This is a genomic window from Flavobacterium macrobrachii (assembly GCF_014486675.1).
GTDB lineage: Bacteria > Bacteroidota > Bacteroidia > Flavobacteriales > Flavobacteriaceae > Flavobacterium > Flavobacterium macrobrachii.
In genome coordinates, this window is the sequence record NZ_JACTAC010000009.1 from 17,083 (window position 1) to 38,083 (window position 21,001).

Annotated in this window: 21 protein-coding genes; 15 read left to right on the forward strand and 6 right to left on the reverse strand. The window is 33.1% G+C overall.

Annotated features, from left to right (window positions below):
* Positions 1 to 109: 109 nt before the first annotated feature.
* The 4 genes from IAI56_RS03705 to IAI56_RS03720 form a co-directional block, all read right to left on the reverse strand.
* Positions 110 to 1,045, reverse strand: coding sequence for a restriction endonuclease (locus tag IAI56_RS03705; protein WP_187656591.1), 936 nt, complete (start codon positions 1,043 to 1,045; stop codon positions 110 to 112).
* Between the two features lie 584 nt (positions 1,046 to 1,629).
* Positions 1,630 to 1,926, reverse strand: a complete 297-nt coding sequence (locus IAI56_RS03710; protein WP_187656592.1) for a hypothetical protein — start codon at positions 1,924 to 1,926, stop codon at positions 1,630 to 1,632.
* 426 nt (positions 1,927 to 2,352) lie between these two features.
* Positions 2,353 to 2,730 (reverse strand): hypothetical protein, encoded by a 378-nt coding sequence (locus IAI56_RS03715; protein ID WP_187656593.1) that lies wholly within the window; start codon positions 2,728 to 2,730, stop codon positions 2,353 to 2,355.
* 72 nt (positions 2,731 to 2,802) lie between these two features.
* Complete coding sequence (locus tag IAI56_RS03720) at positions 2,803 to 3,483, reverse strand: Crp/Fnr family transcriptional regulator (RefSeq protein WP_187656594.1); 681 nt, start codon at positions 3,481 to 3,483, stop codon at positions 2,803 to 2,805.
* Between the two features lie 105 nt (positions 3,484 to 3,588).
* Between IAI56_RS03720 and IAI56_RS03725 the strand changes: the two genes are divergently transcribed.
* The 10 genes from IAI56_RS03725 (at position 3,589) to IAI56_RS03770 (ending at position 13,026) form a co-directional block, all read left to right on the forward strand.
* A complete protein-coding gene (locus IAI56_RS03725; RefSeq protein WP_187656595.1) occupies positions 3,589 to 5,964 on the forward strand; it encodes a heavy metal translocating P-type ATPase in 2,376 nt (791 codons plus the stop codon).
* Between the two features lie 72 nt (positions 5,965 to 6,036).
* Complete coding sequence (gene ccoS, locus IAI56_RS03730; RefSeq protein WP_187656596.1) at positions 6,037 to 6,234, forward strand: cbb3-type cytochrome oxidase assembly protein CcoS; 198 nt, start codon at positions 6,037 to 6,039, stop codon at positions 6,232 to 6,234.
* Between the two features lie 2 nt (positions 6,235 to 6,236).
* Positions 6,237 to 8,420: a cytochrome-c oxidase, cbb3-type subunit I gene (gene ccoN / locus IAI56_RS03735; RefSeq protein ID WP_187656597.1), complete on the forward strand. Its 2,184-nt coding sequence runs from the start codon at positions 6,237 to 6,239 to the stop codon at positions 8,418 to 8,420.
* 5 nt (positions 8,421 to 8,425) lie between these two features.
* On the forward strand, positions 8,426 to 8,593 hold the full coding sequence (locus tag IAI56_RS03740; protein ID WP_169522610.1) for a CcoQ/FixQ family Cbb3-type cytochrome c oxidase assembly chaperone: 168 nt from the start codon (positions 8,426 to 8,428) through the stop codon (positions 8,591 to 8,593).
* A 24-nt stretch (positions 8,594 to 8,617) separates the two neighbouring features.
* Positions 8,618 to 9,556 (forward strand): cbb3-type cytochrome c oxidase N-terminal domain-containing protein, encoded by a 939-nt coding sequence (locus IAI56_RS03745; protein WP_187656598.1) that lies wholly within the window; start codon positions 8,618 to 8,620, stop codon positions 9,554 to 9,556.
* A 64-nt stretch (positions 9,557 to 9,620) separates the two neighbouring features.
* Positions 9,621 to 11,042: a cytochrome c oxidase accessory protein CcoG gene (gene ccoG / locus IAI56_RS03750; protein ID WP_187656599.1), complete on the forward strand. Its 1,422-nt coding sequence runs from the start codon at positions 9,621 to 9,623 to the stop codon at positions 11,040 to 11,042.
* 11 nt (positions 11,043 to 11,053) lie between these two features.
* Positions 11,054 to 11,500, forward strand: a complete 447-nt coding sequence (locus tag IAI56_RS03755) for a FixH family protein (protein WP_187656600.1) — start codon at positions 11,054 to 11,056, stop codon at positions 11,498 to 11,500.
* An 8-nt stretch (positions 11,501 to 11,508) separates the two neighbouring features.
* Positions 11,509 to 12,210, forward strand: coding sequence for a sulfite exporter TauE/SafE family protein (locus tag IAI56_RS03760; protein ID WP_187656601.1), 702 nt, complete (start codon positions 11,509 to 11,511; stop codon positions 12,208 to 12,210).
* A gap of 22 nt (positions 12,211 to 12,232) precedes the next feature.
* Positions 12,233 to 12,463: an HP1242/YdcH family protein gene (locus IAI56_RS03765; RefSeq protein WP_187656602.1), complete on the forward strand. Its 231-nt coding sequence runs from the start codon at positions 12,233 to 12,235 to the stop codon at positions 12,461 to 12,463.
* A 68-nt stretch (positions 12,464 to 12,531) separates the two neighbouring features.
* A complete protein-coding gene (locus IAI56_RS03770) occupies positions 12,532 to 13,026 on the forward strand; it encodes a metallophosphoesterase family protein (protein ID WP_187656603.1) in 495 nt (164 codons plus the stop codon).
* Positions 13,027 to 13,085: 59 nt separating this feature from the next.
* Here the strand turns inward: IAI56_RS03770 and IAI56_RS03775 are convergent, their stop codons facing one another.
* A complete protein-coding gene (locus IAI56_RS03775; RefSeq protein WP_187656604.1) occupies positions 13,086 to 13,493 on the reverse strand; it encodes a DUF4293 family protein in 408 nt (135 codons plus the stop codon).
* A gap of 183 nt (positions 13,494 to 13,676) precedes the next feature.
* On the opposite strand from IAI56_RS03775, the gene rho reads away from it, so the two are divergent.
* From rho to dnaK, 3 genes are all read left to right on the forward strand, one after another.
* The gene (rho, locus tag IAI56_RS03780; protein ID WP_187656605.1) at positions 13,677 to 15,389 is read left to right on the forward strand and encodes a transcription termination factor Rho; all 1,713 of its coding nucleotides are present in this window, start codon (positions 13,677 to 13,679) and stop codon (positions 15,387 to 15,389) included.
* Between the two features lie 96 nt (positions 15,390 to 15,485).
* Positions 15,486 to 16,379, forward strand: coding sequence for an EamA family transporter (locus tag IAI56_RS03785; RefSeq protein WP_187656606.1), 894 nt, complete (start codon positions 15,486 to 15,488; stop codon positions 16,377 to 16,379).
* A gap of 160 nt (positions 16,380 to 16,539) precedes the next feature.
* Positions 16,540 to 18,426 carry a molecular chaperone DnaK gene (gene dnaK / locus IAI56_RS03790; protein WP_187656607.1) on the forward strand — a complete coding sequence of 629 codons (1,887 nt, stop codon included), beginning with the start codon at positions 16,540 to 16,542 and terminating at the stop codon, positions 18,424 to 18,426.
* Positions 18,427 to 18,462: 36 nt separating this feature from the next.
* On the opposite strand, the gene IAI56_RS03795 is transcribed toward dnaK, so the two are convergent.
* Entirely contained in the window at positions 18,463 to 19,353 is an 891-nt protein-coding gene (locus tag IAI56_RS03795) for a Brp/Blh family beta-carotene 15,15'-dioxygenase (protein ID WP_187656608.1), read from the reverse strand.
* Positions 19,354 to 19,467: 114 nt separating this feature from the next.
* Here IAI56_RS03795 and IAI56_RS03800 point away from each other — a divergent pair, with 114 nt between their 5' ends.
* The gene (locus tag IAI56_RS03800) at positions 19,468 to 20,193 is read left to right on the forward strand and encodes a bacteriorhodopsin-like (RefSeq protein WP_187656609.1); all 726 of its coding nucleotides are present in this window, start codon (positions 19,468 to 19,470) and stop codon (positions 20,191 to 20,193) included.
* 115 nt (positions 20,194 to 20,308) lie between these two features.
* A complete protein-coding gene (locus tag IAI56_RS03805; protein ID WP_187656610.1) occupies positions 20,309 to 20,908 on the forward strand; it encodes a hypothetical protein in 600 nt (199 codons plus the stop codon).
* The last annotated feature ends 93 nt before the right edge of the window (positions 20,909 to 21,001 follow it).

Genomic DNA, 21,001 nt, shown 5'->3' on the forward strand with positions numbered 1-21,001 from the left:
ATACAAAAGTCGACCTGGAGCTATTGTCTATTGTGTTACGTTAGAGTTTTGTTTTTTGGATTATTTTGAAATAATGTTTTTTATTGAGGTTTTGCGATAGTAACGGTTGTTATGGGTTGACTTTACTCATAGTTATATCACCAAAATCAAAATTTATTTCATTAATTGGGTATAAATTCTCTTCTACTTCAATTAAAACAGGTGATGAAATTGGGGAGTCATTTATATTGATTTCAATAAATGTATCATCAAATTTAAAGTGTAAAGTGTTTACTCCAATTTTCAAAGGCATTATTTCTTTTGTTACATGGTTAATTATTTGGGAGTATTCTAAAGGTTTAATGTACTTTAAGTAGAATATTTCACCTGTTTCAAAACCAATTGTAAAAATTACAGGAATCCATAATTCAGCAAATTTTAACAATAAGTTTGGATTGTCTAATACTAAAGAAGTAATTTTTGTAATATCAATTTTTTCAGCACCAATCTTGTCGTTTAAATAATCGATAAGTCTAATAGATGTATGTCCATTATCAACACTAACAAATTCAAAATCTTTTTGAGATAGGATTATTTTGGTTTTATTTCTTTCTGCTAGTTCTGGAGTAACTTTAATTTGTGGTTTATAATTTATGCTTAGTTTTTTCCAAATATATAGAATTGGTATTTCGATTTCCGCCTTCCACTTTGTCGAATTTATATCTTCAATTGTTATTAATTCAATACCTAGATTTTTTGCGTATTGATGGATGGTTTTTGTAAAACCTGAACTACAAATTAAAAAAACCTTCGAAGCACCTAAATCTTTAATCACAGAAGAGAATTCCCCAATGATTTTTACGTCTGCTGGCTTAATATGGTCTTTACATTGAACAATATATAATAAATCAAAATCATTTACTTTACCTTTAACAGATACATCTATTTCTCTTTTTATGCCGCTTAATTTCCCTAAAATTTTATCGTTTAAGTTGACTTCAAAACCAACAAAAAATTCTCTAAACTTTTCATAAATAAATTTTTCGTATTCTTTTCCAGGTTTCATTACGTCTTTTCTAAAATGTTTGTATAAAGCTTAATTACAAAGTCATACTATGAAAAAATCACACAATCCTTTTATCAAATATAGTGAAATAGTTAGAAGTTTAAAGTTTTGAATTATATCTAAAAAATAAACCTCTTTAAAATTGCTTTTAAAGAGATTATTTTTTGGAATAACATTTTAGTTATTTCGGGCTTTTTTATGCAATGCTATAAAAATACAAATGTCAATCTGAAGCAAACGACTATTGTGATGAGGTGTAAAACCCGATAGCGAGGATTTGCAATCCGTGCCCGCTAACTGCTTCAAAACAAATATACAAATTTCCCCCAAATCCCACCACCACATTATATGTTCCATCAAAAACACAACAATTCATAGCAATAACATAGTGAAACTTTGTGTAAACCTTGCGCAACATAGTGCTACAACCCATCTACTAATTAATTTAAAACGATAAATATAAATTTAAGAGGTTTTTTTGAAGGGAGAATTAATTAAAGATTACGAAATAAAAATTACGAATTATGGAGTAGAATTTGTTTGCTGATGGTTTTTGGTTGGTCAGAAATCAATTGTAATGAGGGTTACAGCGTTTTTTGTGTTTTTTTTGCAGCGTGATTTTTTGCGATTTCCTTGTGATTTTTTTGGATTTCCTTGTGAATATTTTGGATTTCCTTGTTAGTATTTGCAATTTCTTTGTGAATATTTTGGATTTCCTTGTTAGTATTTGCAATTTCTTTGTGAGTATTTTGGATTTCTTTGAGAGTGTTTTGGATTTTCTTGTTAGTATTTGCAATTTCTTTGTGAGTATTTTGGATTTCTTTGTGATTATTTTGGATTTCCTTGTAGTTATTTTGGATTTCGTTGTGATTATTTAACACCTAATCAAGTCCATTTGCAATCCGATAAATTAATCAAAAGATGGAAGAACTATAATAAGTTTTTATCATGAAAAAACAATTGTATAGTAAGTTTAGGATTAAAAATTATAGTTGTATAACTATAATAGGATTTATTTAGTAATCTGTATAGTTATTTTAGTACGATTCAAATAGTAGGTTACTGTATAGCAACGGTATGGCAACGGTATTGCAACGGTATGGTTGTGGTACCCCAAGGGATTTAATTTAAGACGTTCATTACTTTTTTAAAATTTGTTTGCTCATCAAGATATTCCAAATAGTAACTATTCTGACAACATTGAAGTAGTTATTTATGAATATTGGAAGAAGAACTTTTTTTGGTCTTACTTCTTTATCTACTGAATTGCAGTGTTTTGAGCTAGTTGTAAAAGGTTAGTCTAGCAGTTATTCAAGATTGTCCCAACCGCTTATTCCGTTGTGTTTAATTTGTAAAACCATAAACAGAAGTACTATTCCAATTAATCCAAGAGCTGCACTAGCAATGTCTATTCCCATATTAAGATTAGTAAAAAACATCAGTACTGCCGTTAATGTAAAACCAAAGAAGGCCCATTTTTTCCAATACCATAACCCAACAGCAAAAGAAAGATTAATTACAGACAAAAGGCAAAGCAATACCATAGTCGTTCGGTTCAACTCAATAGGCGAGTTGGGCAGTTGTTTCGGTTCTGCAAAAAGGTATAATAAAGCAGTGGCAGCATTGCCTATCATCATCAAGATTAGCCAAGCCGTTAAACAGCCATGTCGTTGTTTAGTTTGCATAAGGTTTTAGTTTTTCTAACGCTTCAATTTTTTAAGATGATTAACCATTAATCATTAAACACTAATCATTAATCACTCCGACATTCTGCGAAGTTTGTTTCGGTCTTTGATGGCTATTTTTTTCCCAATAAGTTCAATCAATCCAGCTTTATTCAATTCCGAAAGTAACCGAATACAGCTTTCAGTAGCCGTTCCAATCATTCCAGCAAGTTCTTCCCGCGATAGTTGAAGTTTTAGCGTATTATCGTCATTTTTTCCAAAAGTATCTTCTAAATAGAGTAACGTTTCTGCCAATCGTTCTTTAACGCTTTTTTGCGCCATAGAAACCATGTGATCATCGGCTTCTTTTAAATCGCCACAAATGGTTTTCATCACATTCATTGAAAATTGATTATTCTGAGTAAAGAATTGAAGGATTTCAGTTTTTGGAATAAAACACACTTCCATGTCTTCCAAAGCTACAGCACTTAAATTGGCTGGTTCTTCGCTAATGGTAGAACGTTGTCCAAGCAATTCGCCCGATTTGACCAGTTTTACAATTTGATCTTTTCCGTTCGCGCTGAGTTTTGTCATCTTACAAACACCATCTTTAATGCAATAAATGCCGTTGGTTATTTCGCCTTCTTCAAAAATGGTTTCCCCTTTTTTTATTGTATAAGATGTTTTACAATCAGCCATTTTAAGCAATTCGTCTTTGCTTAAGGCTTTTAACGAACTGAATTGTCTAACGATGCACTGTTCACATTTACTCATGAGGAAGAATTTTTTGTCTTATGCAAATATATTTAAAGTATGACAAATATCATATTTTAAAATTAACGGTTGTTTGAACTTTGTTGCAGGTAAAATGAGCAAATTATGGACACAACCAATTGTTTCCATTGTGGTAATGAAATTATAAAAAACAATGAGGTAATTTTTGATGATAAACAATTTTGTTGTAACGGTTGTAAAACGGTTTACGAAATTTTTAGTCAAAATGACTTAACGTGCTATTATGATTTTCAAGCATCGCCGGGTGCAACGCCACAAGACATACAAGGAAAATATGATTTTTTAGACAATGAAGAAATTGTTTCAAAACTACTTGAATTTCAAGAGAATTCAACTCACATTGTTTCACTCTACATTCCTCATATACACTGTAGTTCGTGTATTTGGATTTTGGAGAATTTACAAAAACTTCAACAAGGAATAGTTACATCGCAGGTTAATTTTCCTGAGAAAAAAGTGCGTATAACGTTCAATCCAGAGCAAACTTCGCTAAAGAAAATAGTCGAAATGTTGTGTTCTATTGGATATGAACCGTATATCAGTTTGGAAAATTTTGATGAAGGCAAAAAGAAAGTTGACCGCACCTTGATTTACAAAATTGGCGTTGCTTTTTTCTGTTTTGGAAACATCATGTTGCTTTCCTTTCCCGAATATTTTGAAGTAGAAGAATTTTGGATTAACCAATATCGCGGCTTTTTCCGTTGGTTGATTTTCGGATTATCGTTGCCAACCTTTATTTATTCGGCTTCGGGTTACTATGTTTCGGCATGGAAAAGTATAAAATCAGGACTTTTAAACATTGATATTCCTATTGCTTTAGGAATTGTCGTGATGTTTATCCGAAGTACAGTTGATATTGTTTTCGATTACGGACAAGGTTTTTTTGACAGCATGGCAGGATTGATTTTCTTCATGCTTTTGGGAAAATTATTCCAAATAAAAACCTATGATTTCTTGTCTTTTGAACGCGATTATAAATCGTATTTCCCCATTGCAGTTACCAAAGTTTTGCCCGATGGAAATGAAGAAGCGGTTCAGGTGTATGACATTCAAAAAGGCGACAGGTTACTTATTCGAAACCAAGAACTTATTCCAGTTGATGGCATTCTGATTTCCGAAAAAGCATCGATTGACTACAGTTTTGTTACCGGAGAAGCCGTTCCGATTGAGAAAAAATCAGGCGATAAACTTTTTGCCGGCGGAAAACAATTGGGAAAAGTCATTGAAATGGAAGTTTTATTTTCGGTTTCCCAAAGTTACCTGACGCAACTTTGGAGCAATGATGTATTTCAAAAAAAGGTAGAACAGCAACACAAAACGATTACCGATAAAATCAGTCGCTATTTCACTCCGGCATTACTGCTTTTAGCATTCGCTTCGTTTTTCTATTGGATTTTTATTGATGTGACTACGGCTTTCAATGTTTTTACGGCTATTCTAATTGTGGCTTGCCCGTGTGCTTTGGCATTGACTGCGCCATTCACACTTGGAAATGTGCTTCGTATTTTAGGAAGCAGAAAATTTTACCTAAAAAATGCTTTGGTTGTGGAACAATTAGCCAAAGTGGACAGCATCGTTTTTGACAAAACCGGAACGATTACAACCAACGAAAAAACGTCTATTACTTATGAAGGAAATGAACTCAACGACTTTGAATTCAAGCTGTTGAAAAATGTTCTCCGAGGTTCCAATCATCCATTAAGCCGAAGATTATATGATTTTATTCCCAATCAGGAAAAAATGGAGGTTTCTAGTTTTGAAGAAATTATCGGAAAAGGAATTTTTGCAGCAATAGAAGGAAATACGATAAAGTTAGGTTCGTCACAATTCCTGAAAACCATGACGGAAAACACACATAAGAAAACCAAAGTTCATGTTGAAATCAACGGAATTTATAAAGGAAGTTATGTGTTTAATAATCAGTATCGAAAAGAGTTGGAAGTATTATTTGAGGATTTAGCTAAAAAATACAATCTCTATGTTTTATCAGGCGATAATGATGGAGAACGAAGAATTCTGGAAAAAATGCTACCAGCAAATACAACTTTAGTATTCAACCAAAAACCCGAGCAAAAACTGGCATACATCAATAGTTTACAACAAAACGGTAAAAACGTAATGATGATTGGCGATGGTTTGAACGATGCTGGAGCTTTAGCACAAAGTAATGTAGGGATTTCCATTTCGGAAAATGTGAATGTGTTTTCGCCTGCTTGCGACGGAATTCTGGACGCTACACAATTTGGAAAAATAGCCTTCTTTATGCGATATGCCAAAAATGCTATGAAAACCATTTACATGAGTTTTGGGATTTCATTGCTCTATAATGTTGTAGGATTGAGTTATGCGGTAACAGGAAATTTATCGCCTTTGGTTGCTGCAATAATTATGCCGTTAAGCACAGTAACGATTGTAGGTTTTGTAACGATAATGAGTAATTTTTTTGCCAACAAAAAATAAAAATGAAGTATGACAAATGTCATATTTTATGAAAAACAGTGGAAGTAACTTTGTCTAACACAAATTAGAGGTATGAGTGTCATCTATTTTTTAATATCAATCAGTATAGTCGTTGCTGTTTTCTTTTTGTATGCTTTTATAAAAGCAGTAAAAAGTGGTCAGTATGACGATGATTATACTCCATCCGTCAGAATGCTTTTTGACGATGAATTAGTAAAAAAAGAAACTAACAAAAATCAAATTAATATAACCGAAGAAAAACAATTATAATTATGGAAATGCAACAATTTCAGTATGATAACAAGATTGTAAGGAACTTCATTTATGCCAGCATCGTTTTTGGTGTGGTTGGTATGTTGGTTGGGTTAATACTAGCATTTATGTTTTTATTTCCCAATGTTACCAGTGGAGTTTCCTTTTTAAGTTTTGGACGTCTTAGACCTTTACACACCAATGCAGTGATTTTTGCCTTTGTAGGTAATGCCATGTTTGCAGGTGTTTATTATTCCATGCAACGATTGCTAAAAGCCAGAATGTTTAGTGACTTTTTAAGTAAATTACATTTTTGGGGTTGGCAATTAATCATCGTAGCTACAGCAGTAACCCTACCATTGGGTTACACGACATCAAAAGAATACGCCGAATTAGAATGGCCAATTGATATTGCCATTGCCTTAATTTGGGTAGTTTTTGGTATCAACATGATTGGAACTATTATTAAAAGACGTGAACGACATATTTATGTTGCCATTTGGTTCTACATTGCTACGTTTGTAACAGTTGCAGTGCTGCATATTTTCAACAGTTTAGAATTACCTGTTTCGTTTTCAGGAATGAAATCATATTCGGTTTATGCAGGTGTTCAAGATGCATTGGTTCAATGGTGGTATGGTCATAATGCGGTTGCATTTTTCTTAACAACACCTTTCTTAGGAATGATGTATTATTTTGTTCCAAAAGCAGCCAATCGTCCAGTGTATTCTTATAGACTTTCTATTATTCACTTTTGGTCATTAATCTTCATTTATATTTGGGCTGGACCACATCACTTATTGTATTCTTCCTTACCGGATTGGGCACAAAACCTCGGAGTTGTATTTTCAGTAATGTTGATTGCGCCATCTTGGGGTGGAATGATCAACGGATTGTTGACACTTCGCGGTGTTTGGGATAAAGTTCGTACTGATGCCGTTTTAAAATTCTACGTAGTAGCAATTACCGGTTATGGTATGGCAACGTTTGAAGGTCCAATGTTGTCATTAAAAAATGTAAATGCGATTGCTCACTTCACCGATTGGATTATTGCTCACGTTCACGTTGGTGCATTGGCTTGGAATGGTTTCTTATCGTTTGGTATGATTTATTGGTTGTTGCCAAGATTGACAAAATCCAAATTGTATTCTGATAAATTGGCAAATTTCCACTTTTGGATTGGAACATTAGGTATCATTTTGTATGCGTTACCAATGTATGTTGCTGGATTTACTCAAGCTTCAATGTGGAAACAGTTCAAACCCGGAACAGGAAGTCTTGAATATGGAAATTTCCTTGAAACCGTTACTCAAATTATGCCAATGTATTGGATGCGTGCAATTGGTGGAACATTATATTTAGTCGGTGTTTTGGTATTGGTTTACAATATTATCCAAACCGTAAGACAAGGTTCAGCAATTCAAGACGATGCAGCTCAAGCTCCGGCGTTAGCTCCAATTAGTCCAAAAAGATTAAAAGGTGAAAAATGGCATTCTTGGTTGGAAAGAAAACCGGTTCAATTCTCAATTTATACTACAATTGCAATTGTAATTGGTGGTGCAGTTCAAATTCTACCAACAATTTTTGTAGAATCTAATATTCCAACTATTTCTGCGGTAAAACCGTATACACCACTAGAATTACAAGGTCGTGATATCTACATTCGTGAAGGTTGTGTGAGTTGTCACTCTCAAATGATTAGACCTTTCCGTTCTGAAGTTGAACGCTATGGCGATTATTCAAAATCAGGAGAATTTGTATATGATCATCCATTCCTTTGGGGTTCAAAACGAACTGGTCCTGATTTAGCTCGTGAAGGTGTTGCCGGAAAACCATTCAACGGTGGTCGTGATGATGTTTGGCATTTCAATCACTTCTATGATCCGCAAAGTATTTCTCCAGGTTCAATTATGCCACGTTATCAATGGTTGATTAAAAACGAATTAGACAATTCAACCTTACAAGATAAGATGAAAACCATGGTAAAACTTGGCGTTCCATATTCAGATGATGAAGTTGCCAATGCCTTAAAAATGGCTGATGAACAAGCGTCTAAAATCGAAGCTAAATTACTATCTAATGCCGAAATCAAAAAGGCTTTTGGTAATGAAACTACTGTTCCGTTAAAGAATAGAGAAGTGGTAGCGTTAATTGCTTATATGCAACGTTTAGGAACCGATACTCAAGTTAAAGCTAAAAAATAATTGTCATGTTAAAGTTTGTAAAACACAATTTAGAAAGTATTACCGACGTAGAAATCTACCCGATAATTTCCCTTACTATTTTCTTTACTGCTTTTGTTTTGTTCACTGTTTGGGCAATGACCTACAGCAAAGAAACCATCGAGAAAGTGAGTGATTTGCCTTTGCAAGACTAATTAGTAAAACTAAAATTTATAAAAATGAAAAAATTATTTCCATCATACGTAAGAGTTCCACTGATTTTTGCCATTGTTTTTGGCGGAATGGAATACTTCATCGACTCAGGAGACAAACCCGCTTTTATTGAGTATCCAATGGTTTCGGTTTTCCTATTTGTATTTCTGTTTTTATTGGTAGCTATCGAAATTGTAGTTAGCGCTGTGGACAGAGTAACGTATCATTTGCTAACAGATGAACAACGTAAACAATTGGAAGAAGCACAATCTGTGTCTTTTACGGATAGTAAGTTTGTTCAAAATCTATTGAGCAAATTAACCCGTTCAAAACCAATCGAACAAGAAGGTGAATTAATGCTAGATCATGATTATGACGGTATTAAAGAGTTAGACAATGATTTACCACCTTGGTGGGTGAATTTATTTTATGCAACAGCAGTTTTTGCAGTCATTTATTTGGTTCGTTTCCACGTAATGGACGCTTATACGCAAGCCGAAGAATTTGAGCAAGAAGTACAATTAGCTAATGCTGAATTGGAAAAAATGAAAGCCAATTCGCCAAAAGAAGAAATTACTTTAGACAAAGTGGTATTGCTTACCGATGAAGCGAGTTTAGCCAGAGGAAAAGAAATTTTTACCAATGCTTGTGCTGCTTGTCATAAAGCAGATGGTGGAGGAATTGTTGGACCAAACTTAACCGATGAATTTTGGATTAACGGTGGTGGAATTAAAAATATATTCAAATTGATTTCCGAAGGAAGTAAAAACAATCCATCGATGGTAGCTTGGAACAAAACTTTAGAATCTACCGATATTCAAAAAGTAGCCAGTTATATCATGAAGCTACAAGGAACAAAACCTGCCGGAGCAAAACCTGCCGAAGGTGAAAAATGGGTTGAAGAAGTTGCGCCAGCTGAAACAACAGCAACAGCAACTGATACTTTAAAAGTAGCAGCAAAATAATTAATAAGAAAGGTTTTGGGCGAATGTTCAAAACCTTTCTTGCCCAAATATAAAAAGAAACAAAATGGAAGAGAATCATCATGATGAAAGTTTCAGAGATAGCATTTCAACTATTGATGCTAAAGGGAAACGTGTTTTTATTTTCCCGAAAAAGCCTTTTGGACGTTTTTATGACAAGCGAAAATTACTGAGCTATTTTTTACTGGCATTTTTAATTGCTGCGCCATTTATTAAAATCAATGGCAATCAGTTTATGATGTTCAATGTTTTAGAAAGACGATTTAATATTTTCAGCTTTCCATTTTGGCCACAGGATTTTCATCTTTTTGTAATCTCAATGATTATTGGAGTGGTTGGATTGGCATTGTTTACTGTTGCTTTTGGAAGAATATTTTGTGGTTGGTTTTGTCCACAAACTATTTTTATGGAAATGGTTTTCCGCCGAATTGAATTTTGGATTGATGGCGATAGAGCACAACAAATGCGTTTGGAAAATCAAGCTTGGGATTCTGAAAAAATTAGAAAACGATTGACCAAATGGTTTATCTTTTTCATCATTTCGTTTCTTATTGCTAATGTGTTTTTGGCGTATCTCATTGGTAGCGATAAACTAATACAATTTATTGAAGAAGGACCAATTGAGAACGAAAGCACGTTAATTGCGTTACTGATTTTTACTGCTGTTTTCTATTTTATTTACGCTTGGTTTCGTGAGCAAGTTTGTATAATCGCTTGTCCCTATGGTAGAATGCAAGGTGTTTTACTTGATAATAAAACCATCAACGTTTCCTATGATTATGTTCGAGGTGAAGGCGAAAAAGGAAGAGGAAAATTCAATAAAAATGAAGACCGAAAAGCATCTGGTAAAGGCGATTGTATTGATTGTAAAGTTTGTGTTCACGTTTGTCCAACAGGAATTGACATTCGAAACGGAGTTCAATTAGAATGTATCAATTGTACCGCTTGTATTGATGAATGCGATACCATTATGGAGAAAGTTGGCTTGCCAAAAGGACTTATTCGTTATGCTAGCGAAGATGAAATTGTCAAAAAAGAACCATTCAAACTAACCACTAGAATGAAAGGTTACATTGCGGTTTTAGCCATTTTAATTGGAGTTTTCATCGGAATGTTATTTTTAAGAAACGATGTGGAAGCTACGGTTTTACATGCGCCAGGACAATTATTTCAACACGAAGGAAACAAAATTGTGAATTTATACAATTATAAAATTATCAATAAAACAACCGCAGAATTTAAAAGCGTAACTTTCAAATTAGTTGAACCGAAAGGCGAAATAGTTCTAGTAGGAAATCCATTTACGAAAGTGCCAAAACAAGGAATTACTCAAGGCGCATTATTTGTAAAATTACCTGAGAACGAACTTGACGGCGAAAAAACAGTGCTTAAAATTGAGGTTTACAACAACGATAAATTAATAGAAACAACTACGACTAATTTTACTGGTCCGAGAAGTTTTGACTAAATAATAAAATTATGAAAATAAATTGGGGAACCGGAATTGTCATTGCTTTTGTATTGTTCATGAGCTTTATTTTGTACTTCGTTTTTAAAGTGCAATCCAATGACAAATATGATAATGAATTGGTAGTTGAAAAATATTATCAAAAAGAACTAACCTTTGAAAAAGAGATGAAAAAAGCGCAAAATGCTCAAAATCTTACCGAAGGAATTAGCGTATCCAATGAAGCAACAAACATAAAAATTGCATTTCCAAAAGGATATGATTTTACAAAAATTCAAGGAAAAGTGTCCTTATACAGACCGTCAAGTCAGAAACTAGATTTCGAAATTCCAATTTCGTTGGCTAGTCCTTATTTGCTCATACCTAAAAATAATTTGGCTGACGGTCGTTGGGACATTTCTGTAGATTGGAGTTATGAAGGCGTTGATTATTTAAACAAAGAAACGGTTAATTTATAAAGTTGAGTATGCTTTTTTCTGCATTGTTTTTTGGATTAATCAGTAGTTTGCATTGTATTGGAATGTGTGGACCAATAGCAATGATGATTCCTGTTGACCATAAAAATCCAACCAAAAAAGCACTACAAATTTTAACGTATCATTTAGGAAGATTAACGGCTTATGCTTTGCTCGGGTTAGCTTTCGGATTGTTAGGAAAAGGCCTTTTCATTGCCGGATTTCAGCAAAATATTTCGATAGCAGTTGGTGTTTTGATGATTATTATTGCCATTGTTCCCGAAAAAGTTTTTGCCCGATATAATTTCTCAAAACCAATTTACAAAGTTATTTCGTCAATCAAAAGTAGTTTAGGAAATCAGTTCAAACGAAAAACATTCGATGCCTTATTTTCAATAGGATTTCTAAACGGATTATTGCCTTGTGGACTAGTATATGCAGCTTTGTTTGGAGCGATAGCTATGCAAAATGAAGTTTTAGGCGTTGCTTATATGTTGCTTTACGGCATTGGAACCATTCCGTTGATGAGCATTGTGGTTTATGCTTCGGGATTTATGAGTGTTCCGTTACGAAGTAAATTGCAAAAAATAATTCCTATCATAACTATTGGGATTGGAATACTGTTTATTCTAAGAGGTTTGTCACTTGGAATACCTTTTATTTCTCCAGCAGAACAAAGTTTGTTTGTTCAAGCTAACCCAAATTGTCATTAAAAAATTAATTGAAACAAAGAATATGGAAAGACACGATTTATTACACGAATTCCCAGAATATCAGAAGCGAATTCACGAACTGAAAGTTTCTGATGTGCATTTTAGAAAATTATTTGATGAATACCACGAGTTAGAGCATCAAATTCATCGAATTAATTCAGGAATTGAAACAACTTCAGATGATTTTGCACATGAAAAGAAAGCTAAATTATTGCATATTAAAGATGCATTGTTAGAAATACTAAAACAATAATTTAAAATCCGCTGAATGGCGGATTTTTTTATGCAGATAATAAATATCTTTGTTTTAAAATTGCTGTTTTGACAAAAATCCTCTTACTTTCCGATACGCACAGTCATATTGACGATACCATTTTAAAATATGTAAACCAAGCCGATGAGGTTTGGCATGCTGGAGATATTGGAGATTTGGCAGTAACCGATGCCATAAAAAAACTAAAACCACTTCGTGCTGTTTATGGCAATATTGATGATGACAAAGCCCGAATGGAATTCCCGTTGAACAATCGTTTTTTTTGTGAAGGAGTTGATGTTTGGATTACACATATTGGCGGTTATCCTGGAAAATATAATCAAGCCATTCGTGCTGAAATTCAGCAAAATCCGCCAAAACTTTTTATCTGTGGACATTCACATATTTTAAAAGTACAGTTTGATAAAACCTTGAATTTACTTCACATGAATCCCGGTGCTTGTGGCATTTATGGTTTTCACCAAGTTAGAACGATGCTACGGTTTGAAATTGATGGCGATAAAATCCAGAATTTAGAGATTATTGAAATAGGGAAGAAGTAAAAAAAACCCAAACATTACGTTTGGGTTTTTCGCAGCACTAAAAAACTAAGTTTATAGGTTTATCGTAATCGATCCACAGATTTTACGAGATCTTCGTCCTTTTTGATGGCTTTGTTGGCCAAAACCAAAAATACGATAGAAATAATAGGTAAGAACATCCCAACACCTTTCTCAGAAATAGCTGTTTCTCCAGATGCATTTAGTGTTCGATACACAAATAATCCTAATAAAATTAAATTCAATATCATATTCAATCTGCCCATGACAAATTGTTGTTGTCTTTTTGCGTGTGATAAAATGCTTAATAGCGACAAAGTTGCGCTCAAACCAAATAAAGCTACATAAACAATATCCATCATAAAATAAAAAGAAGTACCCGAAGCATCTTTCCATAACGGAGCAAAAAACGGCACTATTCCTGAAATTATCAGTGATACTATTAAATAATAAGTCTGCGGTCTAAACATTTTCAAAATTTGATGCACAAAAATATAGTTTCTTTTTTTAAAATGCTATTGTATGATAAAAAATTATTTGTATTATTGCATAACAAATCCGTAAGTACTTCATCCTTCGGACTATTTCAATTAAAAATTTTTCCACACATTTTTTAATTTGTCAACCCAAATTTAAAGTCACATTTATTATACATGTTTGATATTTCTGCATTAAAAGAAATGAAGCTTGTTGAGCTTCAAGAAATTGCTAAATTAGCAAAAACCATAAAAGTTGCTGGTGCTAAAAAAGATACACTCATAACCCAAATTTTAGAGCATCAAAATAAATCTGCTGAAGTAGAAAAAAAAGAAATACCTAAGGTTTCTACTGAAACAACAGCCGAAAACAAAACCAAGCGAGCAAGAATTATTCCAGCAAAAGAAAAGGATAACAATCAAAACGATTTATTTGCTGCCGAAAATCCTGAACCAATTAAACTTGAAGCAACGGAAGAAAAACAACCGGTTCAAAATAAAAATCAAAAGTTCAAGAAACCATTCGAAAAAAAGAATAAAAACAATCCTGAACCAATCAAACAAGACGTTGCAACTGAAGAAACGGCAACAACTTCAAATTCTACCGAAGAAACAACCGTTTCTGAACCAAAAACCAATCAAAATTCTGAAAATAGCCGCGAACCAAAGCTAAAACACCAAAACGGTAACGGAAACGCTAACCAGAATGCAAATAATAACAATCCAAACTATAAAGGAAAAAAGCAAAGCAATTTCCGAGATTCAGATTATGAATTTGACGGAATTATAGAAAGTGAAGGTGTTCTTGAAATGATGCCCGATGGTTATGGTTTCCTTCGTTCGTCGGATTACAACTATTTGGCTTCACCAGATGATATTTATTTGTCAACCTCGCAAATTCGTTTGTTTGGATTAAAAACAGGTGATACAGTTAAAGGTGTTGTTCGTCCACCAAAAGAAGGAGAAAAATTCTTTCCGTTGGTTAGAGTTTTGAAAATCAATGGTCATGATCCACAAGTGGTTCGCGATAGAGTTTCATTTGAACATTTGACACCAATTTTCCCAAAAGAAAAATTCAATATTGCCGATAAACAAGCCAGCGTTTCTACACGTGTAATGGATTTGTTTTCGCCAATAGGAAAAGGTCAAAGAGGAATGATTGTTGCGCAGCCAAAAACGGGTAAAACCATGTTGTTAAAAGACATCGCAAATGCCATTGCTGCAAATCATCCAGAGGTTTATCTAATTGTTTTACTGATTGACGAACGACCAGAAGAAGTTACTGATATGCAACGCAGCGTTCGTGGTGAAGTAATTGCTTCAACCTTTGACCGTGAACCAATGGAACATGTAAAAATAGCTAATATCGTTTTAGAAAAAGCAAAAAGATTAGTAGAATGCGGACATGATGTAGTTATTCTTTTGGATTCCATTACTCGTTTAGCAAGAGCTTACAATACGGTTCAACCAGCTTCTGGAAAAGTACTTTCGGGTGGAGTTGATGCCAATGCATTGCAAAAACCAAAACGATTTTTCGGTGCTGCTCGTAACGTAGAAAATGGTGGTTCGTTGAGCATCATAGCAACAGCTTTAACCGAAACAGGTTCTAAAATGGACGAAGTAATTTTCGAAGAATTTAAAGGAACAGGAAACATGGAGTTGCAATTGGATAGAAAAATTGCTAACAGAAGAATTTTCCCTGCTATCGATTTAACGTCTTCAAGTACACGTCGTGATGATTTACTTCTTGATGAAAAAACACTTCAAAGAATGTGGATTTTACGCAAATTCTTAGCTGATATGAACCCAGTAGAAGCAATGGATACTATAAATGATAAAATTAAGAAAACAAGAAACAACGACGAGTTTCTAATTTCGATGAATGATTAAAGATACAATCCCAACGTAACAGTTGGGATTTTTTTTTGCAAATATTTATCTAAACACATAATTTCTATTCTTTACATTTGCATCAAAAATTACTCTGTGCAAATCAATAAATATTATCTCTCGGCTTTTTCGGCTTTCATCATTTGGGGATTTTTCAGTTTGGCGTTGAAACCTTTACACGATTATCCATCGTTGGATATTTTATTCTATAGAGTTTTTTTGGCAACGGCTTTACTTTTGGTTATCAATGTTTCCATTCGCTTTGATATTCTAAAAACAAATCTCACTATTTTCAAATCACTTAGTAAAAAAGAGAAAACTCGATTTTTATCATTGACCATTCTCGGAGGATTTTTATTAGTAATGAATTGGTATTTATTTATGTTTGCTGTCAATCACGTGAGTTTAAATTCAGCTTCGTTTGCCTATTTAATTTGCCCAATTGTAACTACAATTTTGGCTTTTTTCATACTTAAAGAAAAACTCAGTTTTTGGCAATGGCTTTCGGTAGTTTTATGTATTATCAGTTGTGCGATTTTGTCTTATGGAGATTTAACGGGATTGGTTTATAGCTTGATTATTGCAACAACATTTGCTTTGTATTTAATCAGTCAGCGTAAAAATAATTTGTTTGATAAATTCATAGTGCTTTCTATTCAAATGGTGATTGCGTCGATTGTTTTAGCACCATTTTTCCCAATCTACAGCGGAACAACTCCAAGCGCATCATTATTTTACATTTTAATGATTGTAATTGTGGTTTTGTTTACCATCATTCCGTTGTTCTTGAATTTATATGCTTTAAAAGGAATGAATTCGTCAACAGTTGGAATTTTAATGTATACCAATCCGTTGATTAACTTCTTTTTAGGAGTATTTTATTTTCATGAAAAAATCACTTCGGCACATATTGTTTCTTATGTTTTAATTCTGATTTCGATTGTTATTTTTAACGAAAAAATACTTTTTAAAAGAAAAGTAATAAGTTAGATATAAGTCTGATATCTAAAATCAAATATTTCAATGCCATCTTGTCATATTTAATTTGTCAAAAACTGACATCTTTTTAGCATTTTGATATTGGCACAATCATTGCCTTTTGACATTTTGAGTTTAAAAAAGAATTTTCTAAGATTAATTAAATATAACAATGGGAAAAATTATTGGTATCGATTTAGGTACAACGAATTCTTGTGTGTCAGTTATGGAAGGTGGAGAACCAGTTGTAATTGCTAATGCAGAAGGAAAGAGAACAACACCGTCTGTAATTGCATTTGTAGAAGGTGGCGAAATTAAAGTAGGTGATCCAGCAAAAAGACAAGCTGTAACAAATCCTACTAAGACCATAGCGTCTATCAAACGTTTTATGGGTAATAAATACTCAGAAAGTGCTAAGGAAGCATCGACTGTTGCTTATAAAGTAGTAAAAGGAGATAATGATACACCACGTGTTGATATCGACGGAAGACTTTATACGCCACAAGAATTGTCAGCAATGACACTTCAAAAAATGAAAAAAACTGCAGAAGACTATTTAGGTCAAACAGTTACTGAAGCAGTTATTACTGTTCCTGCTTACTTTAACGATGCGCAACGTCAAGCTACAAAAGAAGCTGGAGAAATTGCTGGTCTTAAAGTAATGAGAATTATCAATGAGCCAACCGCTGCGGCATTAGCTTATGGATTAGACAAAAAAGGAATTGACCAAAAAATTGCAGTTTACGATTTAGGTGGTGGAACTTTTGATATTTCTGTTCTTGAATTAGGAGACGGAGTTTTTGAAGTATTGTCTACAAATGGAGATACTCACTTAGGTGGAGATGATTTTGACCAAGTAATTATCGATTGGATGGCTAACGAATTTAATTCTGAAGAAGGAATTGATTTGAGAAAAGATCCAATGGCATTACAACGTTTGAAAGAAGCTGCTGAAAAAGCTAAAATTGAATTGTCATCTTCAACGCAAACAGAAATCAACTTACCATACGTTACTGCTACAGCTACAGGTCCAAAACACTTAGTTAAAACATTAACTCGTGCTAAATTTGAGCAATTAGCTGAAACTTTAGTAAAACGTTCTATGGATCCAGTTGCTAAAGCTTTGAAAGATGCAGGTTTATCTGTTTCAGATATCGACGAGGTAATCTTGGTTGGAGGTTCTACAAGAATTCCAGTTATCCAAGAACAAGTTGAAAAATTCTTTGGTAAAAAACCATCAAAAGGAGTAAATCCTGATGAAGTAGTGGCAATTGGAGCTGCAATTCAAGGTGGAGTTTTAACTGGTGATGTAAAAGATGTATTGTTATTAGACGTTACACCTTTATCATTAGGAATTGAAACAATGGGTAATGTGATGACAAAATTAATTGAGTCAAATACAACTATTCCAACTAAAAAATCGCAAGTATTCTCTACAGCTACTGACAATCAACCAAGTGTGGAAATCCACGTTATTCAAGGTGAAAGAACAATGGCTGCAGACAATAAAACAATCGGTCGTTTCCACTTAGATGGAATTCCACCAGCACCAAGAGGTGTTCCTCAAATTGAAGTTACTTTTGATATTGATGCTAATGGTATCATCAAAGTTTCTGCAACTGATAAAGGAACAGGAAAATCTCACGATATTCGTATCGAAGCTTCATCTGGTTTAACAGCAGAAGAAATCGAAAGAATGAAGAAAGATGCCGAAATGAATGCTGAAAGCGACAGATTAGCTAAAGAAAAAGCAGATAAATTAAACGAAGCTGACAGTATGATTTTCCAAACAGAAAGTCAGTTAAAAGAATTAGGAGATAAATTATCTGATGATCATAAAGTGGGAATTGAAGCAGCTTTAACTGAATTAAGAATGGCACACCAAAATCAAGATTTAGAAGCAATTCAAAAAGGTCTTGATAACGTTAATGCCGCTTGGAAAGTTGCTACAGAATCAATGTACGCTCAAGGCGAACAAGGTCAACCACAAGAAGCACAACCACAAACTGATGCTCAAGGCGATAATACGCAAGACGTAGAGTTTGAAGAAGTGAAGTAATACTCTCAGTATCATATCGAAAAGCCGAGTAATTAGTTACTCGGCTTTTTTTATTTTAAACATATTCAAAATGACAATTGTATGAGGAAAAGTTACTGCTGCTAAAAATGAAAATAAAAGTGCCTCAAAAAGTTTTGTGGAATGAAACAATGAGTAAAATATTGCCAAACTAACGAGCGAAATTATCCAATATAAAAGAGCTGTTTTTATGTATTGAAGTAGTTTTTTTATTGTAAATCCGCCATAAAGAAATTTTATTTGATCTACTAATGATGGTACACTATGCCAAACGATAAAATATATTGCAAAACCCCAAATTAAACTTGATACTTTGAAGAGAATTGAAAGAACAATCAAATAAAGAAGTTCAGCTATAGCATTCGATTTGAAGATTTTATCATTTGTGTACAAATAAATCCAATTTAATGCTAATAAAACTAGTAAAACATAAAATGCATACTCTATTACATTAGAATTTAATTTATGTAATGCTATTGATTCTACTATGATAATTACTTCTGCACTGTTGAAATAAAACAGCAGTAACAAAATAAATAAACCATAAGATAATTGAAAAGCACTTTTGATTTTTGAAGTCTCATTTGAAATTATACTACTCCAATGTTGCTCGCCGAAATGATATCCACTTGCTGTAATAAATAAAATCAAAGTGAATAATGGAATGTAAAAAAATAATACAGCAGAAATTATTACAGTCAAAACATAATTGAATATCATTTTTGAACTATTTAATGTTTTATTGTCAGTATTTATTTTATTTATAATGGCAATATCGTTTGCGCCATGCATAATCCCGAAAGTTAAAATAAGTATAATTCCTACTATAATTTGATTTTCTTCTTGTAAAAAAGAAGTTAACCAAAGTCCAAGAAAGCTTGTTAATATTGATATCGAATGATTTTTCACTTTATTTTAACTTTTGTTTTGTTTAAATAATTTCAAATATAATTAAACAAAATGATTTTTTGTTTAACTTTATGAAGTATTAATTAAACAAATTAACTTTTAAAAATTTTTACCATGACAAATTTATTGCTAATTCAATCAACAATTTCAAAATTGTTGCCTACTGATTATGTAGGATTTACTTTTTTTGTCGGATGTATGGCTATGATGGCTGCATCCGCTTTTTTCTTTTTATCGTTAAACCAATTTGATAGGAAATGGCGAACGTCTGTTCTTGTTTCAGGTTTGATTACTTTCATTGCTGCTGTTCATTATTATTACATGAGAGATTATTGGGCAGCATTTCAGGAATCACCAACATTTTTCAGGTATGTGGATTGGATTTTAACAGTTCCATTAATGTGTTTGGAATTTTATTTAATCTTAAAAGTTGCTGGTGCAAAAACAAATCTACTTTGGAGAATGATTTTCTTATCAGTAGTAATGTTAGTAACAGGATATTTAGGAGAAGCTGTATTTCCTGAAAGCGCAGCATTATGGGGTTTTATTTCTGGTGTCGCTTACTTTATTATTGTTTACGACATTTGGCTTGGAGCAGCTTCGAAGTTGGCAAAGTCAGCTGGTGGAAACGTTTTAGCGGCGCACAAGATTTTATGTTGGTTCGTATTAGTTGGATGGGCAATTTATCCATTAGGTTACATGCTAGGAACTGATGGTTGGTACACAAGTCTATTAGGTTCAGGTAGTGTTGATGTAGCTTATAATATTGCTGATGCAATAAACAAGATAGGTTTTGGTTTGGTTATATACAATTTAGCTGTCAAATCACAACCTAATTAGTTTTTTAAATTGATTAATTTTAAAACCGAGTTAGCAATAGCTCGGTTTTTTTATTTTAACAATAGTCGAAAAGATAATTTTGTATATTGGCAATCTATTAAAATAAAAACCATTTATGAAACGACTACTAATTCTTTTAGCTATTGCATTATCAACAACTACAGGTTTTGCACAAAATAAAAAAACACCTGTAAAATCAACCAAAACCGCTACTACATCTTCTACAGCTAAAGTGGATAATTTGACTGCCGAAATCAAAGGAAATGCATTTCAATTAACCATTGCCGAAAAAGGAAAAGCACCTGACGCCATCACCGTAAAAGAATTGGTTGGCGATGTAAAACCTTCAGATATAAAATTATCAAGTTTTACTTCAAGCGGAACAAAATTATATTTATTGCAATGGACAGAAAAAAGTAATACAAAAACCGATATAAAAACAGAAGACATTACGACGATTTATTCGGTGATTTATGAAATTCCTAATAAAAAACAAGTGTTTTCAAACTATCAAAAAACGACGAATATTGTTGAAAAAGTTTTCTTAGATCGAAATAAAACAGCTTCTGAAACACAGGAAAAGGTGAGAAGAGAAGGTTTTGAATTCATTCTAAATCCTGATGGCTCAGTTGCTCAAAAGGGCAAAACACAACAAAACAATTGGACGTATGATGTAGCAAAACAAGAATTTGTTGAGATGAAGAAAAAGAAATAATAATAAAGAATAAAAAGTCCCGAATTTTACCATCAAAATTCGGGACTTTTTTATATAATTCTATGACAATAAGTTAAATAAGTATCATCTGTA